This is a genomic window from Nocardiopsis changdeensis, assembly GCF_018316655.1.
GTDB lineage: Bacteria > Actinomycetota > Actinomycetes > Streptosporangiales > Streptosporangiaceae > Nocardiopsis > Nocardiopsis changdeensis.
This window is the reverse complement of sequence record NZ_CP074133.1, coordinates 3,708,778-3,721,831: the sequence shown is the minus strand read 5'-3', so window position 1 is coordinate 3,721,831 and position 13,054 is coordinate 3,708,778. Positions and strand designations below refer to the sequence as shown.

General features: G+C 75.2%; 14 protein-coding genes. 8 read left to right on the top strand and 6 right to left on the bottom strand.

Annotation, left to right across the window (positions count from 1 at the left end):
* Positions 1 to 55: 55 nt before the first annotated feature.
* Entirely contained in the window at positions 56 to 667 is a 612-nt protein-coding gene (locus KGD84_RS16920; protein ID WP_220561400.1) for a TetR/AcrR family transcriptional regulator, read from the bottom strand.
* A gap of 121 nt (positions 668 to 788) precedes the next feature.
* On the opposite strand from KGD84_RS16920, the gene KGD84_RS33590 reads away from it, so the two are divergent.
* Together KGD84_RS33590 and KGD84_RS16905 are read left to right on the top strand one after the other, a co-directional pair.
* Positions 789 to 3,983, top strand: a complete 3,195-nt coding sequence (locus KGD84_RS33590) for a bifunctional cytochrome P450/NADPH--P450 reductase (protein WP_277615485.1) — start codon at positions 789 to 791, stop codon at positions 3,981 to 3,983.
* 290 nt (positions 3,984 to 4,273) lie between these two features.
* Positions 4,274 to 4,795 (top strand): GNAT family N-acetyltransferase, encoded by a 522-nt coding sequence (locus KGD84_RS16905; RefSeq protein WP_220561398.1) that lies wholly within the window; start codon positions 4,274 to 4,276, stop codon positions 4,793 to 4,795.
* A 27-nt stretch (positions 4,796 to 4,822) separates the two neighbouring features.
* On the opposite strand, the gene KGD84_RS16900 is transcribed toward KGD84_RS16905, so the two are convergent.
* Complete coding sequence (locus KGD84_RS16900; RefSeq protein WP_220561397.1) at positions 4,823 to 5,701, bottom strand: aldo/keto reductase; 879 nt, start codon at positions 5,699 to 5,701, stop codon at positions 4,823 to 4,825.
* 118 nt (positions 5,702 to 5,819) lie between these two features.
* On the bottom strand, positions 5,820 to 6,686 hold the full coding sequence (locus KGD84_RS16895; RefSeq protein ID WP_220561396.1) for an NAD(P)H-binding protein: 867 nt from the start codon (positions 6,684 to 6,686) through the stop codon (positions 5,820 to 5,822).
* 69 nt (positions 6,687 to 6,755) lie between these two features.
* Between KGD84_RS16895 and KGD84_RS16890 the strand changes: the two genes are divergently transcribed.
* The gene (locus KGD84_RS16890; RefSeq protein WP_220561395.1) at positions 6,756 to 7,337 is read left to right on the top strand and encodes a TetR/AcrR family transcriptional regulator; all 582 of its coding nucleotides are present in this window, start codon (positions 6,756 to 6,758) and stop codon (positions 7,335 to 7,337) included.
* Positions 7,338 to 7,352: 15 nt separating this feature from the next.
* On the opposite strand, the gene KGD84_RS16885 is transcribed toward KGD84_RS16890, so the two are convergent.
* Positions 7,353 to 7,490, bottom strand: a complete 138-nt coding sequence (locus KGD84_RS16885; protein ID WP_220561394.1) for a hypothetical protein — start codon at positions 7,488 to 7,490, stop codon at positions 7,353 to 7,355.
* A 25-nt stretch (positions 7,491 to 7,515) separates the two neighbouring features.
* On the opposite strand from KGD84_RS16885, the gene KGD84_RS16880 reads away from it, so the two are divergent.
* The 4 genes from KGD84_RS16880 to KGD84_RS16865 all read left to right on the top strand — a co-directional run bounded on the left by KGD84_RS16880 (position 7,516) and on the right by KGD84_RS16865 (position 10,270).
* Positions 7,516 to 8,037, top strand: a complete 522-nt coding sequence (locus KGD84_RS16880; RefSeq protein WP_220561393.1) for a CGNR zinc finger domain-containing protein — start codon at positions 7,516 to 7,518, stop codon at positions 8,035 to 8,037.
* Positions 8,038 to 8,160: 123 nt separating this feature from the next.
* A complete protein-coding gene (locus tag KGD84_RS16875; RefSeq protein WP_220561392.1) occupies positions 8,161 to 8,385 on the top strand; it encodes a DUF5957 family protein in 225 nt (74 codons plus the stop codon).
* Positions 8,382 to 9,560: a sensor histidine kinase gene (locus KGD84_RS16870; RefSeq protein WP_220561391.1), complete on the top strand. Its 1,179-nt coding sequence runs from the start codon at positions 8,382 to 8,384 to the stop codon at positions 9,558 to 9,560. The genes KGD84_RS16875 and KGD84_RS16870 overlap by 4 nt, the downstream gene beginning before the upstream one ends.
* A gap of 23 nt (positions 9,561 to 9,583) precedes the next feature.
* A complete protein-coding gene (locus tag KGD84_RS16865) occupies positions 9,584 to 10,270 on the top strand; it encodes a response regulator (protein WP_255646615.1) in 687 nt (228 codons plus the stop codon).
* Between the two features lie 13 nt (positions 10,271 to 10,283).
* Here the strand turns inward: KGD84_RS16865 and KGD84_RS16860 are convergent, their stop codons facing one another.
* Positions 10,284 to 11,087: an IclR family transcriptional regulator domain-containing protein gene (locus tag KGD84_RS16860; protein WP_220561390.1), complete on the bottom strand. Its 804-nt coding sequence runs from the start codon at positions 11,085 to 11,087 to the stop codon at positions 10,284 to 10,286.
* A gap of 164 nt (positions 11,088 to 11,251) precedes the next feature.
* On the opposite strand from KGD84_RS16860, the gene pcaD reads away from it, so the two are divergent.
* The gene (gene pcaD / locus KGD84_RS16855) at positions 11,252 to 12,025 is read left to right on the top strand and encodes a 3-oxoadipate enol-lactonase (RefSeq protein WP_220561389.1); all 774 of its coding nucleotides are present in this window, start codon (positions 11,252 to 11,254) and stop codon (positions 12,023 to 12,025) included.
* Positions 12,026 to 12,067: 42 nt separating this feature from the next.
* Here pcaD and KGD84_RS16850 read toward each other — a convergent pair whose 3' ends face one another.
* A complete protein-coding gene (locus KGD84_RS16850) occupies positions 12,068 to 12,907 on the bottom strand; it encodes an SAM-dependent methyltransferase (RefSeq protein ID WP_220561388.1) in 840 nt (279 codons plus the stop codon).
* Between the last annotated feature and the right edge of the window lie 147 nt (positions 12,908 to 13,054).

The window sequence follows — 13,054 nt, the reverse complement described above, 5'->3', positions numbered from 1 at the left end:
GCGCCGGGCGGTACCGCGGCCGCGGGCCGTCCGCGGCGGTTCGGGAGAACGCGGTCTAGGAGGGCAGGTCGCCCGTGGCCAGGGCGACGGTGGCGGCGATGACCTGCTCCAGGCAGCGCTGCTCGGCCGCCTCGTCCGGGGCGGCCAGGTGCTGGGACAGCAGCCCCTCGAACGCGGCCAGGAAGAACCGCGCCACCACCGGCGCCGGGGCCGCCAGCGCGGTGCCGTTGCGCTCGGCCAGGGTGGTGAGCAGCTCGGTGGTCACCCGGAGCATGTCCATGGCGTGTTCGCCGTAGGCCTCCCGCAGCACCGGGTCGCGCAGCGCCTGCACCGACAGCTCGTCCCACAGGATCGCCACCCCCCGGTCCTCGGTGCTGACCCGCCACAGCACCCGCACCGTGTGGGCCAGGGACCCGGCGAACCCGCCGCCGGCCGCGTGCTCGGCGAACGGCCGCACCTGGTCGACGATGCGGCGGCCCAGCTCCTCGAACACGGCCCGGGTGAACTCCGCCTTGGAGCCGAATACGTAGTGCACCGTCATCTGCGCCACGCCCAGTTCCGCGGCGACGGCGCGCGTGCTCCCCGCCGCCGCCCCCTCGCGTCGCATGAGGTCGATCGCGGCGTCGATGAGCTGGGGGCGCCGCTGGGCGGCGGGAACGTGGGCCATGCCCCCATGCTACCGAACACGTGACTTGGTCGCTTGACATAGTTGATTAACTTGGTCATGTGACAAAGTTGGTTGCACGCCTCTCGGGAAGGCGTGGCCGGCCGAACCGAAGGGGCACGCTGTGACCACGACCACCCCGGAGACCCTGCCCATCCCCGAACCCCCCGGCCTGCCGCTGCTGGGACACCTGCTCGACCTCTCCTCCGACCTGGGGGAGCTCGTGGAGCTGGCCCGCCGGACCGGCCCGATCATGCGCATGCGCCTGCCCGGCCAGAGCCTGATCGTGGTCACCGGCGGCGACCTGGTCGCCGAGCTGTCCGACCAGACCCGGTTCCGCAAGAACGTCCACCAGGACCTGGAGTACCTGCGCGCCCTGGCCGGGGACGGCCTGTTCACCGCCTACGGCGACGAGCCCAACTGGCGCAAGGCCCACGACGTCCTGCTGCCCGCCTTCTCCCTGGGCGCCATGCGCGGCTACCACGCCACCATGCTCGGCGTCGCCCGGAGCCTGACCGCCTCCTGGGACCGGGCCGCCGCCGCGGGCACCGAGGTCGACGTCGCCGCCGACATGACCCGGCTGACCTTCGACACCATCGGCCTGTGCGGCTTCGGCTTCGACTTCGACTCCTTCGGCGCCCCCGACCCCCACCCGTTCGTCGCCGCCCTCGCCCGCGCCCTGGAGCACGCCCAGAAGCACTCGGCCCGGCCGCCCGGCACCGGCCTGCTCTTCGCGGGCGCCGACCGGGCCTTCCACCGCGACATCGCCTACATGGGGGAGGTCGTCGACGAGGTCGTCCGGGCCCGCCGGGCCTCCGGCGACACCTCCACCGACGACCTGCTCGGCCGGATGCTGCACACCCCCGACCCGGTGACCGGTGAGCCCCTGGACGACGTCAACATCCGCCACCAGGTCATCACCTTCCTGGTGGCCGGGCACGAGACCACCAGCGGCGCCCTGTCCTTCGCGCTGTACCACCTGGTCAAACACCCCGAGGCGCTGGCCCGTGCCCGCGCCGAGACGGACGCCCTGTGGGGCGACACCGACCGCCCCGACCCCGGCCACGACGACGTGGGGCGGCTGCGCTACCTGCGCCAGGTCCTCAACGAGTCGCTGCGGCTGTGGCCCACCGCCCCCGCCTACGCCGTCGAACCCCTGGAGGACACCGTCATCGGCGGACGCCACCGCGTCTCCAGGGGCGAGACCCTGCTGGTCCTCACCCCGGGGCTGCACCGCGACCCCGGCTGGGGCGACAACGTCGAGCTGTTCGACCCCGAGCGGTTCTCGCCCGAGCGCGAGAGCGAGCGCCCCGCCCACCTGTTCAAACCGTTCGGCAGCGGCGAGCGCGCCTGCATCGGCCGCCAGTTCGCGCTGCACGAGGCCGTCCTGGTGCTGGGGCTGCTGGTGCACCGGTTCCGGTTCCTGGACCACGCCCACTACCGGCTGAAGGTCAAGGAGACCCTCACCATCAAGCCGGACGGGTTCACCCTGCGGCTGCGCCGCCGTACCGCGGCCGACCGCCTCCGGGCCCCGGCGCCCGCGGCCGACGCCCCGGCGGCGGTCGGCGGCGCCGCGCGGCGCGCACCCGGCACGGCGCTGAACGTCCTGTACGGCTCCAACCTGGGCACCTGCGCCGGGCTGGCCCGCGACCTGGCCGCCGACGCCGCCGAGGCGGGCTTCACGCCCCGGGTGGCCTCCCTGGACGGGGCCGTCGGAGACCTCGGCCCCGGACCGGTCCTGATCGTCACCGCCTCCTACAACGGCCGCCCCACCGACGACGCGGCCGCCTTCCTGGAGTGGCTGCCCACCCTGCCGGCCGACGGGCTGGAGGGCGTGCGGTACGCCGTCCTGGGCGTGGGCGACCGCAACTGGTCGGCCACCTACCAGCGGGTCCCCGCCCTGGTGGACGACCTGCTGCATGCGGCGGGGGCCGAGCGCCTGGCCGACCGGGCCGCCGCCGACACCTCCGGCGACTTCACCACCGCCGTCGCCGACTGGTCCGCCCGGGCCCTGGGCGCCCTGCTGGACGCCTACGGGGAGCCCGCCGGCCCCGGCGCGGGACCCGGCGCGGCCGCGGACCCGGAGGCCGCCGGCGCCCCGCCCTACACACTGGTCGACGCGCCCGCCACCGCCCTGGACGGCCTGGCCGAACGCTACGGGCTGCGGCCCATGAGGGTCCTGGAGACCGGCGACCTCGCCGACACCGCCCACCCCGCCGGGCGGCCCAAGCGGTTCGTGCGCCTGGAACTACCCGCCGGGACCTCCTACCGCACCGGCGACCACCTGGCCGTGCTGCCCCGCAACCCCGACGCCCTCGTCGGCCGGGTGGCCGCCCGCTTCGGTGTGGACCCCGGCCGCACCGTCCGGCTGGAGCCCCGCGGGGGCACGCGGTCCCCGCTCCCGGTGGACCGGCCGGTCGCCCTGGGCGAACTGCTCGCCGGCGCCGTCGAACTCCAGGCCCCCGCCACCCGCGAGCAGGTGCGGACCCTGGCGGACCACACCCCCTGCCCCTTCACCTCCCGGGCCCTGGCCGATCTGGCCGGCGCCCCCGACGCCGCGGAGCGGATCGCCGGGCGCAGCGTCCTGGACCTGCTGGAGGAGCACCCGGCCTGCGCGCTGCCCTTCGAGCACTACCTGGGCATGCTCGCGCCCCTGGCCCCGCGCTCCTACTCCGTCTCCTCCGGCGCGGCGGCCGCCCCCGGAACGGTGGACCTGATGGTCTCCCCGCTCACCGCCCCGCACCGCTCGGGGAAGGGCCGCTACCTCGGCACCGCCTCGCACTTCATGGCCGCCCTGGAACCGGGGGACGAGGTGCGGGCGCGCGTCCTGCCCGCCGCCGACGCCTTCCGGGTCCCCGAGGAACCGGACGTGCCGGTGATCATGGTCGCCGCGGGCACCGGCCTGGCCCCCTTCCGCGGCGCGGTCGCCGACCGCGTGCACCGCGGGGTGCGCGGCAGGGCGCTGCTGTACTTCGGCTGCGACCACCCCGACGCCGACTACCTGTACCGCGAGGAGTTGGAGGCCGCCGAGCGGGCCGGGGCGGTGCGGCTGCGCCCGGTGTTCTCGGCGGCCCCGCGGGAGGGCGCGCGGTTCGTGCAGGACCGGATCCTGGCCGAGGCCGACGAGGTGCTGGGGCTGCTGGAGGCGGGCGGGCGCGTGTTCGTGTGCGGTGACGGCCGGGCCATGGCGCCGGGGGTGCGGGCGGCCTTCGTCCGGATCCGCCGGGAGGCCGCCGGGTGCGGCGAGGAGGAGGCCCGGGCCTGGCTGGACGGGCTGATCGGGCGGGGCCGCCACACCGAGGATGTGTGGGCCGGGTGAAACGGGGCGCCCGGGCCCGTCCCCCACGGCGGACCCGGGCGCGGTCCCGGCCGGGTGGCGGGGGAGTCGGCCGCGGCGCCCCCCACGACTGGGAGCGCTCCCAGGCCGGGATTCCACGATAGGCGATCCGAAGACCCTGGGTAAAGAGGGGATGACGAACCGTTTCCCCCGGCTTGGGCCGGAGCGGGTAGGCCGGACCCCGGCCGGGACCCGGCGCCCTGCCCCAACGGATGCCCACTCTTGTCCCCCGACCCCTGTCCCGGTGCTCGCACGGCCGCTACCGTTGTGGTATGAGCCTTGAGCTGCCGACCGAACGACTCCAGATCAGGGAGTGGGAGCTGGACGACGCCGAAGCCGCCCTGAGGATCTACGGGGCCGCCGAGGTGGCGCACTGGCTCACGCCGGAATGGCAACCGGTGAACGACGCGAACGCGATGCGCTCGGTCCTGCACGCCTGGATCGAGGCCGGACCCAACCTCATCCCGCCCGCCGGGCGCTGGGCCATCGTCCGCAAGGAGGACGGCGAGCTGGTGGGCGGGCTGTCCCTCAAACTCCTGCCGCCCTACGAGGAGGACTTCGAGCTCACCTGGGCGCTGCGCCCCGACGTGTGGGGGCAGGGGTACGCCACCGAGGCGAGCCGGGCCGTCATCACCTGGGCCTTCGGGCAGGGCATCGAGGAGATCTTCGCCGTTGCCCGGCCCAACAACGTGCGCGCCGTCGGGGTGGCCCGGCGGCTGGGCATGGAGTGGGTGGGCGAGACCGAGAAGTACTACGACATGCGCCTCCAGGTCTTCCGCCTGCGGCCGAGCTGACGGATCGGGCCGCCCGCGCGCGCCGGCTCAGCCGAGGTGGCTGCCGATGCGCTCGGTCTCCTCCTCGGACAGCCGCAGCGCGGCCGCCGCCACGTTCTCCTCCAGGTGCGCCACCCGCGAGGTGCCGGGGATGGGCACCATCACCGGCGAGCGGTGCAGCAGCCAGGCCAGCGCCAGCTGCACCGGGGTGACCCCGCGCTCAGCGGCCATCGCCGCCAGCGGCGAGTCCGGCCCGGCCAGCGCGCCGCGGTCCACCGGGGCCCAGGGCAGGAACGCGATCCCGTCCTTCTCGCACTGCTCCAGCACGTCCTCCGACTCCCGGAAGGAGGGGGCGTACTGGTTCTGCACCGAGGCGATCGGGGTGATCGCGCGGGCCGCCGACAGCTCGTCCACGCTCACCTCGCTCAGCCCGATGTGGCCGATCTTGCCCTCGGCGCGCAGGTCGGCCAGCTCGCCCAGCTGGTCGGCCAGCGGCACCTCGGGGTCGATGCGGTGCAGCTGGAACAGGTCGATGCGCTCCAGGCCCAGGGTCCGCAGGCTCATCTCCACCTGCTGGCGCAGGTACTCGGGGCGGCCCAGCCGGTGCCACAGGCCCGGACCGGTGCGCACGAACCCGGCCTTGGTGCCGATGACCAGGCCCTCGGGGTAGGGGTGCAGGGCCTCGCGGATGAGCTGTTCGCTGATCTGCGGGCCGTAGGAGTCGGCGGTGTCGATGAAGGTGACGCCCAGTTCGACGGCCCTGCGCAGGACCGCCAGCGCCTCGTCGCGGTCGCGGGGCGGCCCCCACACCCCCTCGCCGACGATCCGCATGGCGCCGAAGCCGAGCCGGTGGATCGGCAGGTCGCCGCCGAGGGCGAGGGTCCCCGAGAGGGCGGCGGGCTCCGCCGCGTCGTACTGGTCGGTCACGGATGTCCCTTTCGTGTGCGGCCCACCGCCGGGAACGCGGCCGGGCCGGTGTTCCGGGCAGGATCTCAGGAGGCGGCGGTGCCCGCAAGGCGCCACGGAAGCCCCGCCCGGACCGGGCTCAGGAGAAGTCGGAGCGGTGGTCGACGGCCCACTGCGCGTAGGTGCGCCCCCGGCGGCCGGTGACCTTCTCGTAGTCGGCGGAGACCAGGCCGGAGGGGTCCCAGCCGTCGGGGGCCTCCCACAGCAGCCAGTCGCAGATCTCCGGCGGGACGCCCTGGGAGATCCACAGCTCCCGGGCCTCCTCGTCGCTCAGGTGCACGAACCGGACCTCGCGGCCCAGGGCCGCGCCGATGGCGGCGGCGCGTTCGGCGGCGGTGACCGTCTCCGGGCCGGTGAGGGTGTACGCCTTCCCGTGGTGGCCGGACCCGGTGAGGGCGGCGACGGCGGCGTCCGCGAGGTCGGCCTCGTGGACCGGGGCCCAGGGGCGGTCGCCGTGCGGGGCGCGGACGACGCCTTCGGCGCGCACGGATCCGCTGTAGGAGTCCAGGTCGTTGGCCATGAACTCGCCCGCGCGCAGGTGGGTCCACTCCAGGCCGGAACGTTCCACCGCCTCCTCGACCGGGCGGTGGTGGCGGTAGCCGAAGTCCGTGTCGTCGCCGTCGGAGACCGAGGTCGAGGACAGGACGACCACGCGCCGGACCCCGGCCCGGCGCATCAGGTCCACCACCGCCGCGGCGGTCTCGGCGACGGGGAACAGGAACACGGCGTCCACGCCGTCGAAGACCCCGTCCAGGGTCGCGGGGTCGGCGAGGTCGCCCGCCGCGACCTCGACCCCGGCGGGGAACGTGCGGCGGGACGGGTCGCGGGTGAGGGCGCGGACGCGCAGTCCGCGTTCCCGGAGCCCCGGCACGACCAGCCCGCCCACGGTGCCGCCGGCGCCGGTCACCAGGACGTGTTCGATCTTTTCGGAATTCTTGTTATCCATAGTGGGACAGTAGTGTCCCACTATGGAAGTGTGCAAGTCCGTTATGGGAGGAGGGGGTAGGTTGGCGCCATGACGACCACCGACAACCCGAGGTCAGGGGCCCGCAACCGGACCCGGCGCGCCATCCTGGCCGCCGCGGCCTCCGTCCTGGGCCGGGACCGCAACGCCCCGATGGCCGCCGTCGCCGAGGCCGCCGACGTGGGCCGCAGTACCCTGCACCGCTACTTCCCCGACCGGGAGAAGCTCGTCGAGGCGACCTTCGAGGACTCCATCGCCGAACTCGGCCGGGTCATGGAGCAGGTGCGTCCGGAGGAGGGTCCGGCGGAGGAGGCGCTGTGCCGGGTGGTGAACGGGCACGTCGAGGTCGGCGACCGGATCCTGTTCGCCTTCGGCGACACCGCGACCGTGCGCCGCTACGGCGGGCTCCGCTCCGGCGAGCCCGAGGAGCCCGAGGTGCTGGTGCGGCTGTTCGAGCGGGGCCAGGCCGAGGGGGTCTTCGACCCCGACGCCGACCCGGCCTGGCTGGTGCACGTCATGTGGGCCCTGCTGTTCACCGGCCTGGAACGGGCCCGGGCCGGGCGGATCTCCCCGCAGGCCGTGGCCCCCCTGGTGCTGCGCACCCTGGAGAACGGCGTCACCGCCCGCCGGTGAGGCCCCGTGCGCGCGTCAGGGGGCGGCCACGGTGACGGGCGGGGTCAGGGTGACGCGGCGCCGGCCGCAGGCGCAGTGCTGGTAGGAGACCAGGCCCTCGCTGGTGGTGTGGGCGGATTCGGTGGTCCAGAGGTGTTCGTGCTCGGTACGCATGCCGCCAGTCTGATGTAATGGCATTATGCATATCAACCCTTACGGCCAGGATCCGGTGGGGCTCGCCGTCGACCTGGTCAACCAACCACCGGAGGACACCGACGACCTCGCGCGGCGCTGCGCCGATGTGGGGTTCGTCCTGGAACGCGAGGTCGGCGCGGACGACCTCGCCCGGGTCCGCGCCTTCCTCCGGGAGTGGACCGGCGTGGTCGACGCCGCCGACCCCCCAGAGCGGGCCGACCGCCTCAACCCGTTGCTCGTCGAGTTCGCGTCCGCGCCGCGCCTGACCGACCACACCCGTGACGGCTGGCACCTGCACTACCGCCCCGACGACCTGCCGGCCCACCGCCAGATCGCCGCGCTCATCGCGGTGGGCACCGCCCTGCACCTGACCGGGCGGGGCATGGACCGGCTGGGCCGGTGCGCCGCGCCCGACTGCGACCGGGTCTTCGCCGACTTCTCCCGCAACGGCCGCCAGCGGTACTGCTCGCCCGCCTGCGGCAACCGCGACGCCGTGCGCCGCCACCGCGCCCGCCGCCGGGCGTAGGCGCCCCGGGCGGCGTACATCCCCCGGCGGACGCGGGGTGTCCACCCGGGGCCGACGCCGTGCCCCCTCCCGCCCCCGCAGGATGAGGGGGCACCTGTGGTACAAGGAGGAAGGAAGAGGCCCTTGAACGGCTGGAAGGCACTCGGCGCGTCCCTGCTCGGGCTGGTCGTCGGCACGGTCGCCGGATTCGTCCTGTCGGAGGTGGTCGCCGTCTCGCTGCTCCTGTTCGGCGGCGGCGACCTGCCCTCGTGGGCACCCGGAGTCAAGTACCTCATCGTGGTGGGCGCCGCCGCCGGCCTGGTGGGCGGACCGCTGCTGGCGGCGCGCGGGGGGCGACAGGACGTATGACACGGCGGGACACGGGCGAACGGGACACGGGCGAACACGTCTTCGGCGCCGGCGCGGACGCCGCCATCGCGGCCGTGACCGCCCTGGCCCTGCTCGGCGCCGAGACCTTCTTCTCGCTGGACCGCGGGTCGGCGCCGCAGCCGCAGTCCCTGGCCGTGCTCGCCCTGGGCGCCGCCTCGCTGGCGCTGGTCGGCCGCCGCCCGCTGGTCACCGCGGTCGCGGTGGGCCTGTGCCTGCCCCTCTACTACGTGGCCGGCACCGCCGACACGTGGGCGGCGTGGCTGCTGCTCCTGGTCGCGGTGCTGCGCATGGCCGCGGTGGGGCTGCGGACCGCCCCCGTGGTGACCGTCGCGGTGGCGCTGGGGCTGTTCGCCGTCGCCGAGGCGTTCGCGTTCAACCCGTGGCGGGCCCTGCTGGTGCTGGCCTGGACGGTGGCGATCGCGGCGGTGGCCGCGGTCCTGCACCAGCGCGCCGCGCACCTGCGCGCCGCCCAGGAACGCGCCCTGGAGGCCGAGCGGACCCGTGAGGAGGAGGCCCGCCGGCGCGCCACCGAGGAGCGGCTGCGCATCGCCCGCGAGCTCCACGACGTCATCGCCCACGACATCTCCCTGGTCAACGTGCAGGCCTCGGCGGCCGTGCACCGACGCGACCCCGAGCAGGCCCTGGAGGCGCTGGAGGCCATCAAGGCCATCACCAAGGACACCCTGCGCGAGCTGCGCGCCACCCTGGGGGTGCTGCGCCAGGTCGACGAGGCCGAGGGCAACGCGCCGGTGCCCGGTACCGACCGGCTGCCCCACCTGGTGCGCGCCGCCGCCGAGGGCGGCCCGCCGGCGCGCCTGACCGTGGACGGCGCCCCCGCCGGCGGCCCCGCGGAGATGCCCGCGGTGCCCGCTCCGGTGGGGGCCGCCCTGTACCGGATCGTGCAGGAGGCGCTCACCAACGTGCGCCGCCACTCCGACGCCACCGCCGTCGAGGTCGCCCTCACCACGGAACCGGGCGCGGTCACGGTCCGGGTGTCCGACGACGGGTCGGCGACCGCGGAACCGGTCGAGGGCAACGGCCTGACCGGGATGCGCGAGCGCGTCACCGCCCTGGGCGGTACCTTCGAGGCCGGCCCCGGGACCGGGGGCGGCTTCCGGGTACGGGCCCGCCTGCCGGTGGACCGAGACGACTGACCGCCCCGGAGAGGAACCGCAGCGTGCACGACGCCGGCCCCGACACCATCGACGTTCTCATCGCCGACGACCAGACCCTGGTGCGGGCGGGCTTCCGCTCCATCGTCGAGGGCGAGCCCGACCTGCGGGTGGTCGCCGAGGCCGGGGACGGGGCGCAGGCGGTGGAGGCCGCCGCGCGCACCCGCCCCGACGTGGTGCTGATGGACATCCGCATGCCGGGCACGGACGGGCTGGAGGCCACCCGCCGGATCGCCGCCGACCCGCGCCTGGCGGGGGTGCGGGTCGTCATCCTCACCACGTTCGACCTCGACGAGTACGTGTACTCGGCGCTGCGCGCCGGGGCCAGCGGGTTCCTGCTCAAGGACACCGAGCCCGCCGAGCTGCTGCACGCCGTGCGGGTGGCCGCTCGGGGCGACGCCCTGCTGGCCCCGGCGGTCACCCGCAGGCTCATCGCGGAGTTCGCCGACCGCATCAAGGAGCCGCCGCCCGCCACCCGCCTGGCCGGTCTCACCGAGCGCGAGCGCGAGGTGCTGGCCGCCGTCGCGGCCGGGCTCAGCAACGAGGAGCTGGCCGCCCGCCTGGTGGTCTCCCCGGCCACCGCCAAGACCCACGTCAGCCGGGTGCTCACCAAGCTCGGGGCCCGCGACCGCGCCCAGCTGGTGGTGATCGCCTACGAGACCGGAGTGGTCCGCCCGGGCTGGCTCTCCTGACCCCGCCGACGGGTCACAGGCCCGCGTCGCGGCGGGAGACCGACGCCAGGTCCGCCTCGATGCGCGCGGTCGCCTCCAGCAGGGCGGGCAGCAGGTCGCGGCGCACGTCCTCGATCGAGGACCGGTTGGCCTGCGCGGACACGTTCGCGGCCGCGATGACCCGGCCCGCGGTGTCGCGGACGGGGGCGGCGATCGACCGCAGCCCCTCCTCCAGCTCCTGGTCCACGATCGCGTACCCCTGCTCGCGCACCCGCAGCAGCTCGGCGCGCAGCCGCTCCGGGTCGGTGACGGTGAACCGGGTCAGCGGCTCCAGGCGCACCCGCTCCAGGAAGGCGTCGATCTCGGCCCCGTCGCGGTCGGCCAGCAGCACCCGCCCCATCGACGTGGCCACCGCCGGGAACCGGGTGCCCACCCGGATCGACACGGTCATGATGCGCGAGGTCGCCACGCGGGCCACGTACAGGACGTCGTCGCCGTCCAGCACCGACACCGACGCCGACTCGTGCACCCGCGCCGAGAGGTCCTCCAGGTGCGGCTGGGCCACGTCGGGCAGCCCCGCCGAGGCCACGTAGGCGTACCCCAGCTCCAGCACCCGCGGGGTCAGCGAGAACAGCCGCCCGTCGGTGCGCACGTACCCCAGGTCGGCCAGGGTCAGCAGGAAGCGGCGGGCCGCGGCCCGGGTCAGGTGCGTCTCGCGGGCCACGTCGCTCAGGGTCATCGACGGGCGCTCGGCGGAGAACGCCCGGATCACCAGCAGGCCGCGTTCCAGCGACTGCACGAAGTGTGCGCCGCGTTCCGGTTCGTCTTCGGTGGGCATCTGCTCTTCCTGGGGACGAGGGCACGGGAAAAGGGCCGGAGCGGGCGACAGGGCCCCCGGCGATGTTCTCATACCGCACACCGTGCCGGTGCCCCGGTCCCCCCGGGGCCGCTGCGATGATGGGCCCGCACCTGGACACCGCCACGGAAGGGGACACCGGACCCATGAGCGTCGACCTGCACCACGTCGAGAGCGGACCCGCCGACGCGCCCCCGCTGCTGCTGGGCGGCTCGCTGGGCACCACCACCGAGATGTGGGAGCCCCAGGTCGAGGCGCTGTCCGCCGCGTTCCGGGTGATCCGCTTCGACCACCGCGGCCACGGCCGCTCCCCGGTCCCGGCCGGCCCCTTCACCATGGCCGACCTGGCCGGGGACGTGGTGGCGCTGCTGGACCGCCTGGGCATCGGGCGCGCCCACTACGCCGGCCTGTCCCTGGGCGGGATGGTGGGCCAGTGGCTGGCGGTCCACCACGCGGAGCGCCTCGACCGCCTGGCGCTGCTGGCCACCTCGCCCTACGCGGGCCCGGCCGGGCCCTGGCACGAACGCGCCGCCCTGGTGCGCGACCGGGGCACCGGCGCCGTCGCCGACACCGTGGTGGGCCGCTGGTTCACCCCGGACTTCGCCCGGGAGCACCCCGGCGACGTCGCGCTCCTGCGCGACCTGGTCGCCGCCACCGACCCGGAGGGCTACGCGGGCTGTTGCGAGGCCGTCGCGGGCTACGACGTGCGCGGGGACCTGCCCGGCGTCACCGCCCCCACCCTGGTCGTGGCCGGGGCGGAGGACCCCTCCACCCCGGCCGACCGGCACGCGGACGTCATCGCCCGGCTGGTCCCCGGTGCCGGGTACACGACGCTGCCCGCCACCGCGCACCTGGTGTCCTGGCAGCGCCCGGACGAGGTGAACGCCCTGCTCCTGCGGCACTTCTCCGCGCAGGGGTGACGGGCCCGGTCCCGCCGGAGCGCTCCGGCGGGACCCGGCGCCTCACCGCTTGACCGCCACCCCCGAGTACTCCCACAGCTTGACCGTCAGGTCGCCCGGCCGGGTCCGCGGCGCGATCTCGGGGTGGCGCCAGCTGGCGCAGTCGACCGCCCGCGGCTCCTCGTCGCGGTCGTCGGACCAGGCGCTCACCCGGTCCAGCCCCTCGAAGGCCGCCGCGGCCTCCTTGGGGGAGCGGACCCGCCCCCACGGGGTGCCGAAGGACAGCATCTTGTCGGTGACCCACGCGGCGGTCTCGGGGTCGTCGGACACGATGTGCGAGTAGATCAGGAAGGACCCCGGGGCCACGCGCTCCATCAGCCGGGACACCATGCCGAAGGGGTCGGCGCTGTCGGGGATGCAGTGCAGCATCGACACCAGCATGACGCCCAGCGGCCGGTCGGTGTCCAGCAGGTCGCGGGTGAGGGGGGCGGTCAGGACGGACTCCACCCCCTGGGAGATGTCGGCCATCAGGAACCCGGCGCCCCGGCCGCCCGCCAGCAGCGCCCGGCCGTGGGCGATGACGATCGGGTCGTTGTCCACGTACAGGACCCGGGCGTCCGGTGAGACCCGCTGGGCGACCTGGTGGGTGTTGTCCGCCGTGGGCAGCCCGGCCCCCAGGTCCAGGAACTGGTCGATGCCCTGCGAGGCCGCGTACTCCACCGCCCGGGTCAGGAACGCCCGGTTCTGGTGGGAGAGCGTGAGGAACTCCGGTAGCTGCGCAAGGAGGACGTCACAGGCCTTGCGGTCCACCTCGAAGTTGTCCTTGCCGCCGAGCAGGTAGTCGTACATCCGGGCGACGCTGGGGGTCTCCATGTCGATGTCGGGGGGGAAGCGGTCGGCCATGTGCGGTCCGGGGCGGCACCCGGCGGGCGACACCGCCGGGCAGAGGGCGCCCCTGCCTCCTTCGTCGTGTGGGTGCGGTCGTCGCGCGCGGGGGCGGCGGTGAGGAAGAGAGGGCCCGTACGGACGGGGCGGAGGACGGGCGGTGCG

Bases quoted from the DNA above. Each gene is read 5' to 3' on its own strand.
- KGD84_RS16920 (WP_220561400.1), bottom strand. From the start codon at position 667: ATGGCCCACGTTCCCGCCGCCCAGCGGCGCCCCCAGCTCATCGACGCC.
- KGD84_RS16905 (WP_220561398.1), top strand. From the start codon at position 4,274: ATGAGCCTTGAGCTGCCGACCGAACGACTCCAGATCAGGGAGTGGGAG.
- KGD84_RS16895 (WP_220561396.1), bottom strand. From the start codon at position 6,686: ATGGATAACAAGAATTCCGAAAAGATCGAACACGTCCTGGTGACCGGC.
- KGD84_RS16890 (WP_220561395.1), top strand. From the start codon at position 6,756: ATGACGACCACCGACAACCCGAGGTCAGGGGCCCGCAACCGGACCCGG.
- KGD84_RS16885 (WP_220561394.1), bottom strand. From the start codon at position 7,490: ATGCGTACCGAGCACGAACACCTCTGGACCACCGAATCCGCCCACACC.
- KGD84_RS16880 (WP_220561393.1), top strand. From the start codon at position 7,516: ATGCATATCAACCCTTACGGCCAGGATCCGGTGGGGCTCGCCGTCGAC.
- KGD84_RS16870 (WP_220561391.1), top strand. From the start codon at position 8,382: ATGACACGGCGGGACACGGGCGAACGGGACACGGGCGAACACGTCTTC.
- KGD84_RS16860 (WP_220561390.1), bottom strand. From the start codon at position 11,087: ATGCCCACCGAAGACGAACCGGAACGCGGCGCACACTTCGTGCAGTCG.
- pcaD (WP_220561389.1), top strand. From the start codon at position 11,252: ATGAGCGTCGACCTGCACCACGTCGAGAGCGGACCCGCCGACGCGCCC.
- KGD84_RS16850 (WP_220561388.1), bottom strand. From the start codon at position 12,907: ATGGCCGACCGCTTCCCCCCCGACATCGACATGGAGACCCCCAGCGTC.